The organism is Glutamicibacter nicotianae, assembly GCF_002797775.1.
Taxonomy (GTDB): domain Bacteria; phylum Actinomycetota; class Actinomycetes; order Actinomycetales; family Micrococcaceae; genus Glutamicibacter; species Glutamicibacter nicotianae.
On sequence record NZ_PGEY01000001.1, the window covers coordinates 2,236,761 to 2,248,507 of the forward strand.

At 64.3% G+C, this 11,747-nt stretch carries 12 protein-coding genes; 3 read left to right on the top strand and 9 right to left on the bottom strand.

What is annotated here, in order from left to right:
- Nucleotides 1-33: 33 nt before the first annotated feature.
- The gene (gene panD / locus ATK23_RS10380; protein WP_022876070.1) at nt 34-456 is read left to right on the top strand and encodes an aspartate 1-decarboxylase; all 423 of its coding nucleotides are present in this window, start codon (nt 34-36) and stop codon (nt 454-456) included.
- Between the two features lie 7 nt (nt 457-463).
- Here panD and ATK23_RS10385 read toward each other — a convergent pair whose 3' ends face one another.
- Entirely contained in the window at nt 464-2,917 is a 2,454-nt protein-coding gene (locus ATK23_RS10385; RefSeq protein ID WP_066141546.1) for an excinuclease ABC subunit UvrA, read from the bottom strand.
- A gap of 53 nt (nt 2,918-2,970) precedes the next feature.
- Nucleotides 2,971-3,336, bottom strand: a complete 366-nt coding sequence (locus ATK23_RS10390; protein ID WP_157066385.1) for a hypothetical protein — start codon at nt 3,334-3,336, stop codon at nt 2,971-2,973.
- A 168-nt stretch (nt 3,337-3,504) separates the two neighbouring features.
- Between ATK23_RS10390 and ATK23_RS10395 the strand changes: the two genes are divergently transcribed.
- Nucleotides 3,505-3,990: a DUF6328 family protein gene (locus ATK23_RS10395; protein WP_038990906.1), complete on the top strand. Its 486-nt coding sequence runs from the start codon at nt 3,505-3,507 to the stop codon at nt 3,988-3,990.
- Here ATK23_RS10395 and ATK23_RS10400 read toward each other — a convergent pair.
- The 7 genes from ATK23_RS10400 to ATK23_RS10430 all read right to left on the bottom strand — a co-directional run bounded on the left by ATK23_RS10400 (nt 3,979) and on the right by ATK23_RS10430 (nt 10,827).
- Nucleotides 3,979-4,803 (bottom strand): oxygenase MpaB family protein, encoded by an 825-nt coding sequence (locus ATK23_RS10400; RefSeq protein WP_022876074.1) that lies wholly within the window; start codon nt 4,801-4,803, stop codon nt 3,979-3,981. The two genes, ATK23_RS10395 and ATK23_RS10400, sit on opposite strands and share 12 nt — an antisense overlap.
- Nucleotides 4,804-4,881: 78 nt before the next feature.
- Entirely contained in the window at nt 4,882-5,265 is a 384-nt protein-coding gene (gene rbsD / locus ATK23_RS10405; protein WP_038990905.1) for a D-ribose pyranase, read from the bottom strand.
- Between the two features lie 36 nt (nt 5,266-5,301).
- On the bottom strand, nt 5,302-6,225 hold the full coding sequence (locus tag ATK23_RS10410; protein ID WP_066141552.1) for a ribokinase: 924 nt from the start codon (nt 6,223-6,225) through the stop codon (nt 5,302-5,304).
- A 76-nt stretch (nt 6,226-6,301) separates the two neighbouring features.
- On the bottom strand, nt 6,302-7,237 hold the full coding sequence (locus ATK23_RS10415) for a substrate-binding domain-containing protein (RefSeq protein WP_066141556.1): 936 nt from the start codon (nt 7,235-7,237) through the stop codon (nt 6,302-6,304).
- 51 nt (nt 7,238-7,288) lie between these two features.
- Nucleotides 7,289-8,257, bottom strand: a complete 969-nt coding sequence (locus ATK23_RS10420) for an ABC transporter permease (protein ID WP_038990903.1) — start codon at nt 8,255-8,257, stop codon at nt 7,289-7,291.
- Complete coding sequence (locus ATK23_RS10425; protein ID WP_083515584.1) at nt 8,257-9,771, bottom strand: sugar ABC transporter ATP-binding protein; 1,515 nt, start codon at nt 9,769-9,771, stop codon at nt 8,257-8,259. The genes ATK23_RS10420 and ATK23_RS10425 overlap by 1 nt, the downstream gene beginning before the upstream one ends.
- A gap of 21 nt (nt 9,772-9,792) precedes the next feature.
- Nucleotides 9,793-10,827: a LacI family DNA-binding transcriptional regulator gene (locus tag ATK23_RS10430; protein ID WP_066141561.1), complete on the bottom strand. Its 1,035-nt coding sequence runs from the start codon at nt 10,825-10,827 to the stop codon at nt 9,793-9,795.
- A gap of 239 nt (nt 10,828-11,066) precedes the next feature.
- On the opposite strand from ATK23_RS10430, the gene ATK23_RS10435 reads away from it, so the two are divergent.
- Entirely contained in the window at nt 11,067-11,747 is a 681-nt protein-coding gene (locus tag ATK23_RS10435) for a metal-dependent transcriptional regulator (RefSeq protein WP_038990933.1), read from the top strand.

An 11,747-nucleotide genomic window follows, 5' to 3' on the forward strand; every position in this document is an offset into this window, starting at 1 on the left:
GAAACCACTTACCTCGCGTGAAAGAATCATCTAATGCAACGCACCATGTTCAAGTCCAAGATCCACCGGGCGACTGTCACCCAGGCTGACCTGCACTACGTAGGCTCGGTCACCGTTGACTCCGAGCTGCTCGAAGCCTCGGATATCCTGCCCGGTGAACTGGTCAGCATCGTCGACATCACCAACGGCGCACGTCTGGAAACCTACACCATTGCCGGCGAGCCTGGTAGCGGGGTTATCGGCATCAACGGCGCGGCCGCGCATCTGGTGCACCCAGGGGATCTGGTCATCCTGATCAGCTACGCGCAGATGGAAGATGCCGAGGCGCGCAGCTACGTGCCCAGCGTGGTGCATGTGGATGCCGATAACCGGATCATCCACCTAGGTGATGACCCTGCCGAAGCAGTGGCCGACGGGGTGCAGACCCCGCCGCACGCACTGCTGAACAGCAAGTAATCCAGCTTCACAAGGCCAGCCGGCGCGCAAGATATTGCGCAGTCCGGCTGGCCTTGTTGTGCGCCACCTGCGTCGGGCTCCCCTCGGCAACAATGCGCCCGCCGCCATCTCCGCCGGCAGGTCCCATGTCAATCACCCAGTCGCTGGCGGCCACCACATCCATCTGGTGCTCCACCACGATAACGGTGTTGCCTTGGTCGACGAGCTGTTGCAGCTGCGATACCAGCAGCTGCACGTCGGCAGGGTGCAAACCGGTGGTCGGTTCATCGAGCAGGTAGAGCGTGTGCCCACGGCGCTGCCGCTGCAGCTCAGTGGCCAGCTTGATGCGCTGGGCCTCGCCACCTGACATTTCGGTAGCTGGCTGGCCTAGCTGCAGGTAGCCGAGGCCGACTTCGCGCAGGGTAGCCAGCGCCCGCGCCGCCGCAGGAATCCCGGAGAGGAATTCCTCGGCTTCGCTCACATCCAGCTCAAGGATCTGGGCAATGTTCTTGCCCTGGTATTCGATTTCAAGGGTCTGCTCGTTGTATCGGGCTCCGTGGCATTCTGGGCATGGCCCATAGGTCCCGGGCAGGAAGAGCAATTCGATTTCCAGATAGCCTTCGCCTTGGCAGTTTTCGCAGCGTCCGCCGGCGACATTGAAGGAGAACCGGCCAGCACTGTAGCCGCGTTCCCTGGACAGCGGCAGTTCGGAAAACGCCTTGCGGACCGCATCGAACAGGCCCGTGTAGGTGGCGACATTGGATCTCGGGGTGCGTCCGATGGGTTTCTGGTCCATCAGCACCACCCGGCTGAGCTGCTGTGCCCCGGTCACCTCGGCGATCACCGCGCGTTCCGTTGCCACCTCAAGCTCTTCCGCTTCGGCCACTTGGCCGCCCGCAGCCTGGGCCAGGGCCCCGCAGACCAGGCTGGACTTTCCGGAGCCGGACACACCGGTGACCGAACAGAAGACTCCCAGCGGGAACGCCGCATCCACTCCCGCAAGGTTGTGCAGTTCCACTCCGCGAAGGCGCACCCATCCACCGGGTTCACGCTGCTCGCGCCGCGGCGCCGGCCCCGGATCCAGGAAACGCCGGGTCACGGATGCTTCGATTTCGGACAGGCCGGCGACTTCTCCGCTGTAGAGCACCTGCCCGCCGTTGCTGCCCGCACCCGGCCCGACGTCGACAATCCACTGCGCGCGGCTGACCACATCCATGTTGTGCTCCACCACGAACACCGAGTTGCCTTCGGCCTTGAGCGCATCGAGCACCTCGATCAGTGGCTGCACATCGGCCGGGTGCAGCCCTGCAGATGGCTCATCGAGCACGTAGATGACACCGAACAAGCCTGCGCGCAGCTGGGTGGCAATACGCAAGCGCTGCATCTCCCCCGGCGACAGCGTCGGCGTGCCACGGTCCAGGCTCAGGTAGCCCAGCCCGAGCTCCACCAGCACTTCGATCCTGCCCAGCAGGTCGGCGCTGATGGTGCTCACTACTTCGGCCTGCGCTTCAGTCCCGGCCTCGGCTGCGAAGGGGCGCAAGAGCCCGGCCAGCGAACTGAGCGGCTTGCGGTTGAATGACGCAATATCCAGGCCGCCAAAGGTGACCTGCAGGGCGTCGGGGCGGAAGCCCGTCCCCGAGCATTCCGGGCAATCCTGCGAATGCATGAAGGCCAGCGCCTTGGTGCGCAAGTTTTCGCTTTTAGAGGTTGCGACCGTGTGCCGGACATAGCGTTCGGCGCTCCAGAACCGTCCCTTGTAGGGTTTGGCCACGCGGTCGCGTTCCGGGGTCACTTCCACTACGGGCTGTTCCTCGGTGAACAGCAGCCACTGCCGTGCCTCAGCGGGCAGCTGCTGGAACGGGACGTCGATGTCGTAGCCAAGGTGCGTGGTGATGTCCCGCAAGTTCTTGCCTTGCCAGGCCCCCGGCCAGGCGGCAATGGCCCCGTCCCTGATGCTCAGTGAGGGATCTGGAACCAGAGAGGCCTCGCTGACCGAATGCACCGTCCCCGCACCGTGGCAGTGCGTGCAGGCACCCGCTGCGGTGTTGGTGGAAAAGGCGTCCGAATCCAGGCGTGCTGCCCCGTTGGGGTAGTCGCCGGCGCGCGAGAACAGCATGCGCACCGAGTTGGACAGCGTGGTCAGGGTTCCGACCGTGGACCGCGAACTGGCGGAGCCACGCCGTTGCTGCAGGGCCACGGCCGGTGGAAGTCCGGAGATGAATTCCACCTTGGGCGTGTGCCCCTGGGCGATGAGCCTTCGGGCGTAGGGCGCCACGGACTCCAGGAACCGGCGCTGGGATTCGGCGAAGATCGTGCCGAAGGCCAGGGAGGATTTCCCGGAACCGGAAACCCCGGTGAAGGCGACAATGGCATCGCGCGGGATACGCACCTCGACATTGTCCAGGTTGTTCTCATTGGCGCCCCGCACATGGATGAATCCGTCGTGCTCGGCAGGGGCCCGGGAGGATGCAAAGCTGTTCATCTTCCCCACACTATGCGCCCGTGCACGCTCGGCTCAATTCGCCGGCCGCTGGCTCACCCTTCGGCCTGGCAGGCCGCATCCGGGCAGCCTTGCCAGGTTTTCGAGAATAACCCAACGATGTCGATGCTGTGGTCCAGCGGGTAGTACGCATCGACTTTGCCATGGATGCGCGTTGCCGCCTGCTCGACTGCCAAGTGGAAGAACCGGCAGACTTCCGAGTAGTGCCACACCTGGGCAATCAGGTCGACCAGCTGCTCGTGCGTCAGCGGCCTGCTTGGTTCGTATCCGGCTTCACCGAAGGCCCGGTACACGATGCTTTCCGTGAGTTTATGGCCTTTGCCGCAATCGCACCAGGCCAAGCCGCGGCTGGGCATCGACCACACGTTGAAACTGCTTCCAGCGGAGCTCTCGATTTCCATCTTGTCCTCCAATGTTCAAGTCTGGCTGGGCTCCCCAATGTACTGGCCGCGGCCTACAATTTGGCTCGGTGGATTTATAGCCTCTTGCCCGCAACGGCTTTGCTTGGCATAGTCATTTTGGGTCGGCAGGTTTAGCCAGCCGACGGATTGAGGCCAAGGAGAACAGTTATGACCGGGCGTTCCCACCCCGATACCAGCGATGGCGCACCGCACCGGCAATGGAATGAGCTGCTGCAGGAGATGCGCGTAATGCAAACCGGTGTGCAGATCCTTGCAGCTTTCCTCGTGGTGCTGCCGTTCCAGGCACGATTCGAGATGCTCAGCCGCACCGACGAAATCGTCTACATCATCCTGCTGGTCGCTGCCACCTTGCTGATTCTGCTGCTGATCACGCCCGTGGCAGTGCACCGCTATTTCTTCGGCCAGCGGCTGAAGCAACAGACGGTCAACCTGGGACATGTCATCGTCAAGATCGTGGGCATTGGCGTGGGACTGCTGGTCTCGGGCTGCGTCTGGTTTGTGCTGCAAGTTCTTTTCGGCTGGCAGATCGGGGCGTGGGTCGGCGGGCCGCTGATCCTGGTGGCCTTGTTCCTGCTCTTGGCGCTACCACGGATCCTGATCCCGGACCATGCACAGGACAAGTCAGGGACGTGAGTTTCCGCCGGCACGGGCCATTTTCTCGACCCGTCGCAAGACCAGGCGCATCGGGGCATGCCTGATGAACCGCGGCAGAATCCGCGTGGCCACCCTGGCAACAGCGATCACCCGGGCGTTGCGCTTCGCGGCCGTACCGGTGAGGCGATAGCCGAAGTCCTCGCGCACCGAGGCCGGCAGCTGCGCGATGGTCACATCCCGCATCAGCGGCATGCCCATCCGGATCCACCACGGAGCGTTGCGGGCTTCGAAAAGCTCGCGGGCCAGCGCCCGGGTCTGCTCGGTGACGTGCAGCGTGGCGAGGTTCTGCGCAAAGTATTCATCGAATCGGCTCAGGTTCCTGGGCCAGTAATCTCCCGGCATCTGCAAGGCATCGCCGAGCCGTGCGTACTGCGAGTAGAGCTCTTCCTGCTCATTCTTGCTTTCTTCCAGGATCTGGCCGGCAATGGTCCGTGCCGAATCATAGAGCGTGGCCGCTACCCACAATTGCAGCTTGGGATCCAGCGCTGAATAGGCGGGCATGCCGTTCGAGCGCGTTCCGCGCACGGGCCGATGCGCCGCGTTGACGTAATCGATGATGGTTCGCTGCTGTGCTGCCGTGCCGTTGCTCAGCGCATAGATGTACCCGAGGGTATGGACCAGGCGGCTCAGCGGGTTGGCCGCGAAGCCCGAGTGCTCGGCAATAGCCCGTCCGATCTGCGGGTGGGCCAACTGGAGCAGAATGGCGCGGCCGGCTCCGAGCAGCAGCCCGGCTTCCGGCGCGATCCGGGAAAACAGCTCGCCATTTTCTCCGGACTGGTTCCTGTGCTCCATAATCCCATTCTAGGCAGCCGCTGGGACGCGAAAGCCGGCGCCCGCACTTGCGGCGGGCACCGGCTCACGGCTGGCTGGTCAGAAAGCTACACCGCAGTGCAGGATCACGTTGGCGTACGGGGTCGCCTCGCCGGTGCGCACGATGACCTTGGCCTGGGGCAGCTGTGCCTTGAGCTCTTCATGGGAGATGAACTGGGGATCCAGGCCCTTGGTGCGGCACAGTTCCTGCACGGGGCCATTCTCTGCTTCAGATGCCAAGGTGCTGTTCTCGATCACCAGGTTGCGGGACAGGACGTCGAGCACCTGCTCGAAGCTGAGCACCCCCTGGACCAGGGCCAGGTCGATGACCTGCGGGCCGTGCGGAAGCGGCAGTCCGCAGTCAGCGATCACCACGGTGTCAGTGTGCCCGCAGGTGGCCAAGGCGGCCAGCAGCGGAGCGTTGAGAATTTCGGATTTCAGCACAGAGGCTTCCTTAAGGTCTTGCTCGAATAAGGGGGCTTAGAGGTTCTGCAGGGAACGCGGGTAGGAAGCCTGGGCTCCGTGGGCCTGCACCGTCAGGGCCGCGAACTTGCCGGCGAATTCCGCTGCCTGCGCCAAGTCGTCCCCATTGGCCAGGCGGGCGGCCAGCGCACCGGTGAACGCGTCGCCGGCACCGGTGGTGTCCACGGCTTTGACCTTTACCGCGGGCAGCGCGCGAACCTGCGCTCCGCCGTTTTCCAAGGGGGCGCGGTCGGCGACCAGGCAGCCGTTGGCGCCGAGGGTGATCACCACGCTGTCGATGCCTTCGTCCACCAGCATCCCGGCGAGGCGCTCATAATGGTTTTCGAACTTCATCTTCCGGTTCGGGTTCAGCTGCTGCAGCACGGCCTCTGCCTCATGCTCGTTGACCACCAGCGGGTTGGCCTTGAGCAGGTACTCGCGGTCCAATTCGATCACCGGCGCCAGGTTGAGCACGATGCGGTCGGTGGCGGCATCCATGGCTGCCTTGATGCCCGAGGCAGGGATTTCCCCCTGCAGCACCAGGATGCCCTCGATGCTCCCGGCGGCCTGCACTGCCTCACCGCTGACCGTCGAGTTGGCTCCGGAGACCACGGCGATGGAGTTCTCCGCAGCGGAGTCCACCTGGATGATGGCGACGCCGGTCGGCTCGCTGGCGCGGGTGACGCGATCCAGCTTCACGCCGGCTTCCTCAAGCTGTCCCAGCGCGATTTCGGCGTGCGAGTCGTTGCCGACCGCGCCGATGAATTCGGTGGTGGCGCCGGCCAGGGCCGCGGCCAGCGCCTGGTTGGCACCCTTGCCGCCGGGCGAGAGCTGGTAGGAATCTGCCAGCACGGTTTCTCCCGGTCCGGGCAGGCGGGCCATCAACGCGGTGATGTCCACGTTGCTTGAGCCCACAATAGTGACCTGGATGTGCTGCTGCATGGTTATTCCCCTGGTTCTCGTTGCCCGGCGGCCGATGGGTGCCGGTGTCCTGCTTGATTCCTGCTATGAAAGCAGGTTACTCGCCTGCGTACTCGGCGATGTTCTTCTCGTCGACGGTGTCAACGGCAACCTGCACGTTGGCTTCGACTTCCTCGCCCTTGATGGCCTTGGCCAGGATCTGCACCGACTGCTTGCCCAGCTCGGCAGGGTTCTGCGCGATGGTGGCAACCAGGGTGCCGTCCTCGACGGCCTTGAAGCCATCTTCGGTGCCGTCGAAGCCGACCACCTTGACGTCCTTGCCGGCCTTGTCGCCCAGCGCCTGGATGGCGCCCAAAGCCATTTCGTCGTTCATCGCCAGGATGCCGGTGGCATCCGGGTTGGCCTGCATCAGGTTGGTGACCACGTCCAATGCCTCGGCACGGTCGAAGTTGGCGGTCTGCGAGGAGACGACCTCGATGTCCTTGTACTCGGCCAGGCCCTTGTCGAACCCTTCGCCGCGCTCGTTGGTTGCCGAAGCGCCGGGAACGCCTTCGAGCACGATGATCTTGCCCTTGCCGTCCAGCGACTCGGCCAGCGCCTTGGCTGCCTGCTCGCCGCCGGCCACGTTGTCCGACGCCACGAAGGAAGCGATCTTGGTGTCGCCTACGGCGCGGTCCACGGCAACGATTGGCAGGCCGGCCTCGACAACCGGGGCCAGACCGGCTTCGGCGGTTTCGGTGTCCACGGCGTTGATGATCAGGCCGGCGGAACCGTTGGTTGCGGCGGTGGCCAGCTGGTTGGCCTGGGTTGCGGAGTCGTTCTGCGCGTCGACCACCGACAGGTCGATGCCCTGGGCTTCGGCCTCGGCTTCGGCGCCATCGCGCAGGTCGACGAAGAACGGGTTGTTCAGGGTGGACACTGCCAAGGTGGCCGAGCCGGCTTCGGCTTCGGCGCCGCGGTTGCAGGCGGCGGTGCCCAGCACCAGGGCCAGGCCGACGGTGACGGCTGCGGTCTTGCGCACGATGTTCTTCATGGGGGTTCTCCTTTGAACTGCTGTTGGATTATTGGGTTCGGGGTGGAAAATCTAGTGCTTGACGTTCTTGCGGCGCAGCACGTCGAAGCCGACGGCGATCGCGATCACGGCGCCGATGACTACCTGCTGCCAGAACGCGGAGACCGAGAGCAGGTTCAGGCCGTTGCGGATCACTGCCAGCACCAGCGCACCGATCAGCGTGCCGGAGATGCGGCCGACGCCGCCGGAGAGCGAGGCGCCGCCAATCACCACTGCGGCGATGGCATCCAGCTCGTAGCCGGAGGCCAGGGTCGGCTGGGCCGAGTCCAGGCGTCCAGCCAGGATCATGCCCGACAGCGCGGCGAACACGCCGGAAATCACGAATACGGTGACCAGCACGCGCTTGACCGGGATGCCGGAGAGCCGCGCGGCTTCGGTGTTGCCGCCGACTGCGAAGGCGTTCTTGCCGATGACAGTGCGGTTGAGCACGAAGGCTGCCAGCAGGCCGGAGACCACGAGGATCACGATCGGCATCGGGATCGGGCCGAGGTCATCGCCCAACCAGGATACCGAGGAGCTGGTGGAGATCGGACGGCCGTCGGAGATCACCAGGGTCAGCCCGCGCACCACGGTGAGCATCGCCAGCGAGGCGATGAAGGTGGGCAGCTTGCCGTAGGCGCTCATCGCGCCGGTGACCCAGCCGCACAGCGCGCCCACGGCCAGGCCGATCGGGATGGACAGCCCGTCGGGCAGCCCGGCGGTGGTGATCGCGTAGGAGGAGCCCATCGCCGAGAGCGCGGCCACAGAGCCGACGGACAGGTCGATGCCGGCAGCGACGATCACGAAGGTCATGCCGAAGGCCATCACCGCGATGGTGGAGACCTGGATGCCGATGTTCAGCAGGTTCGGCCCGGTCAAGAAGCGCGGGGTGGCGATGAACAGGGCCAGGCACAGGATGACCAGGCCCACCAAGGCTCCGTTATTGGCAAGGAATGCCTTGAAGTCGAACCCCTTCTTCGGGGCTGTAGCTACGCTGCTCATTACTTGGTTCCCATTTCTTCTTCGCGGTGCACATTGCTGACGGCCAGGGACATGATGGCGTCCTGGGTGGCTTCTTCGGTAGCCAGTTCCCCGGCGATGCGTCCCTGGCTCATGACCAGGACGCGGTCGGACATGCCCAGCACTTCGGGCAGTTCGCTGGAGGCCATCAAGACGCAGCCTCCGGAGGCGGTGATCTCATTGATCAGTTCATAGATTTCGACCTTCGCGCCCACGTCCACGCCGCGGGTCGGCTCGTCGAGCAGCAGCACCTTGGCTCCTGCGGTGAACCAGCGGCCGAAGACCGCCTTCTGCTGGTTGCCGCCCGAGAGCGAGCGGATGGGCGCATCGATGCTGCCCATGCGGATGCGCAGGCGTTCGGCGACCTGCTGCGCGCGGGCTTTCTGGCCCTTGCGGTCGACCAGGCCGCTCTTGGCGGTGGAAGCCATCGTGGCGTAGCCGATGTTCTCGGCCACCGAGGCATCCAGCACCAGGCCCTGGGTCTTGCGGTCCTCAGGCACATGGCCGATGCCGGCGCGGGTGGCTGCCGCGACGTCGAAGCTGGCCAGCTTCTTGCCGTTCACCGCCACGCTGCCGCTGGAGTACTTGTCCGCTCCGGCGATCGCGCGGATCAGCTCGGTGCGCCCGGCACCCATCAGGCCGGCCAGGGCCACTACTTCGCCGGGGCGGACCTCCAGCGAGATGTCCTTGAGCATGCCGTCGGACAGGTTCTTCACGCTCAGCAGCGGCTGCTCTCCCGGCTCGGTGGCCACGCGCGGGAACTGGGCGTCGATGTCGCGGCCGACCATGAGCCTGACCAGTTCGTTCTCCTCCGTGTCGGCCGGGACGGTGGCGATGAACTTGCCATCGCGCAAAACGTTCACGAAGTCGCCGATTTCGGCGATCTCATCGAGGTGGTGGCTGATGAACACCATGCCGACTCCCTGCGCCTTCAACGTGTTGACCACCGAGAACAGGTGCGCAATTTCAGATTTGGTCAAGGCCGCGGTGGGCTCGTCGAGGATCAGCACGCGGGCGTCCAGGCTCAGGGCCTTGGCGATTTCCACCAGCTGCTGCTGGGCCAGGCCCAGCTCGCCCACCGGCGTATCCACATCCAGCTTCAGCCCAAGCTTGTCCATCGCGTCGCGGGCGATCTGGCGCATGTCGCGGCGGTTGATGATGCCGAACTTGCGCGGCACGCGGCCCAGGGTGATGTTCTCGGCAATGGTCATCGACGGCACCAGGTTCAGTTCCTGGTGGATGGTAGCGATGCCCAGGGCTTCGGAGGCCTTGGTGTTGGGGATCTTCACGGCCTTGCCGTCCATCAGGATCCGGCCGGCATCCGGCTCGTGCACGCCGGCGATCATCTTGATCAGCGTGGATTTGCCTGCGCCGTTCTCGCCGAGCAGCACGGAGACCTTGCCCGCGTGCACCTCGACGGTGACCTCGTCGATCACCTGTACCGGGCCGAAGGACTTGCAGACCTTGTCCAGGACCAGCAGAGCGTCATTACCCATTCTCGTTCCTTCCATCCTCACCTATGCGCCGGTGGCTGCTTGCGTTGGGGCCAGCGACTCACGCGCGGTGAATCGGCTGATGAATTCTTGCGGCTCCGGGCTCTTGCCGGCCATCACTTCCTGCAGCGCAGTGACCGCGGCGCGGCCCATGCTGGTCAGGTCGTGGCTGATCGTGGCAATCGGCGGATCGTGCATGAGCATCGCATCCACCTCATCGAAGGAGATCACCGAGAGCTGCTTTCCGATCCGGATGCCGGCTTCGCGCCACACGGTCAGCGCGCCAATGGCCATCGGCGCATCAGCGATAACCACCGCGGTGGGCTGCAGTTCATGCTCCAGCAGCCAGCGGGCGCCGTCCGCACCGGAAGCGGCACGGAAGTCGCCGGCAAAATGCAGGGCGGGATTGATGCTCAGGCCGTTGGCCGCCATCGCCGAATCGAAGGCACTGTGGCGTTCGCGGGCGGTGGAGGCGTGGTCCGGGCCGCCGAGGAAGGCGATGCTGGTGTGGCCCAGGAGCTTGAGCTGCGCGATGGCTTCTTCCAGGGCGCCGGTGCTGGAGGCGGTGATCGAGGGGATGCGCTGCTCTGGAAGGGTCCGGTCCACGAAGACCAGCGGGGTTCCCGAGGCGATGATGCGCTGCATCATCGGGCTGGGCCGGTCGGCGTCTTCGTCGAGGCCCTGGGGCACGACAATCAGCCCGTCGACGCGGCGCGAGAGCATCGCTGCGAGAAATTGGTCCTGCTGCTCGGTGTCTTCGTTGGCGTTGCCGATGAAGGTCATCATTCCCGCGGCGTGCGCCTGCTGCTCGACAGCATGGGCAAGATCGGAGAAGTAGGGGTTGCGCACATCGGAGATCAGCAGCGCGATGGTGTCGGTTTTGGTGGAGCGCAGGGAGCGGGCCTGGGCGTTGGGAACGAATCCCAGTTCCTTGGCGACGGCTGCCACCTTTTCCCGGGAAGCGGCCGAAGTGGCGGGGTGGCCTGAGAGAACGCGCGAGGCAGTAGCGGAGGAAACTCCGGCTGCAAGCGCCACATCTTTGATGGTGACAGCGTTCATGGCGATAAGCCCCTTTGCTTATTGTGTAATCGATTCCATGGAATCGATTACACAGTTTTCCGCACAAAGAAAATTAAGTCAATACACTGCGCTTGCCTATCAATAATCCCTACCCAGCGACTATATTTTTTCGGGCTGGTGACTAGTTGCTTTAAGTTGCCTCGGGAGTTCAAGGCCAAACGTCCCATAACCAAAGTCACGTCGAGTCAGCAGGCGCAGCGGTCGCTAAGATGGTTCTTGTGTCGGTCAACCAGCTTTCAGATAGCGCGCAGAATTACCTCAAGATCATTTTCGGCCTCACCGAGTGGTCCAGTGATCCGGTCACCGCGAGCATCATTGCCAGCAAATCGGGAATGAAGCTCTCCACGGTGTCCGGCGCCTTGAGCAAATTGCGCCAGCAGGGCCTGCTCGACCATGCGCCCTATGGAGCCGTGACGCTCACCAAGCTGGGACGCGAGTATGCGCTGACCATGGTCCGCCGCCACCGCCTGATCGAAACATTCCTGGTGCAAATGCTTGGCTACCGCTGGGACCAGGTGCACGACGAGGCCGAGAGCCTGGAACATGCCGTATCCGACTTCATGATCGAACGCATCGACAGCCTGCTGGAGCATCCCACCCGCGATCCGCATGGCGACCCCATCCCGACCGCCGAAGGCCGCATTTCCATTCCCCAGGCTTTCAACTTGGGCGAAGCCGTCGATGACGCCCGGGTGGAGGTCGAGCGCATTGCCGATGATGATTCGCAGCTGCTGCAGCATTTCTCCGATCACCGGATCGTTGTCGGCGCGCAGCTGCAGGTAACGCCCGGCGAGCAGTTCTCCGAGACGGTGAATGTCCAGGTCTGCGCGACTGGGGAAACCTTGCGCTTGGGATCGCGTGCGGCCGCCGCGGTGTGGGTCTCGCGTTCCTCCGAATAG

Bases quoted from the DNA above. Each gene is read 5' to 3' on its own strand.
- ATK23_RS10400 (WP_022876074.1), bottom strand. From the start codon at position 4,803: ATGGAGCACAGGAACCAGTCCGGAGAAAATGGCGAGCTGTTTTCCCGG.
- panD (WP_022876070.1), top strand. From the start codon at position 34: ATGCAACGCACCATGTTCAAGTCCAAGATCCACCGGGCGACTGTCACC.
- ATK23_RS10425 (WP_083515584.1), bottom strand. From the start codon at position 9,771: ATGGGTAATGACGCTCTGCTGGTCCTGGACAAGGTCTGCAAGTCCTTC.
- ATK23_RS10410 (WP_066141552.1), bottom strand. From the start codon at position 6,225: ATGCAGCAGCACATCCAGGTCACTATTGTGGGCTCAAGCAACGTGGAC.
- ATK23_RS10420 (WP_038990903.1), bottom strand. From the start codon at position 8,257: ATGAGCAGCGTAGCTACAGCCCCGAAGAAGGGGTTCGACTTCAAGGCA.
- ATK23_RS10415 (WP_066141556.1), bottom strand. From the start codon at position 7,237: ATGAAGAACATCGTGCGCAAGACCGCAGCCGTCACCGTCGGCCTGGCC.
- ATK23_RS10395 (WP_038990906.1), top strand. From the start codon at position 3,505: ATGACCGGGCGTTCCCACCCCGATACCAGCGATGGCGCACCGCACCGG.
- ATK23_RS10430 (WP_066141561.1), bottom strand. From the start codon at position 10,827: ATGAACGCTGTCACCATCAAAGATGTGGCGCTTGCAGCCGGAGTTTCC.
- ATK23_RS10385 (WP_066141546.1), bottom strand. From the start codon at position 2,917: ATGAACAGCTTTGCATCCTCCCGGGCCCCTGCCGAGCACGACGGATTC.
- ATK23_RS10390 (WP_157066385.1), bottom strand. From the start codon at position 3,336: ATGGAAATCGAGAGCTCCGCTGGAAGCAGTTTCAACGTGTGGTCGATG.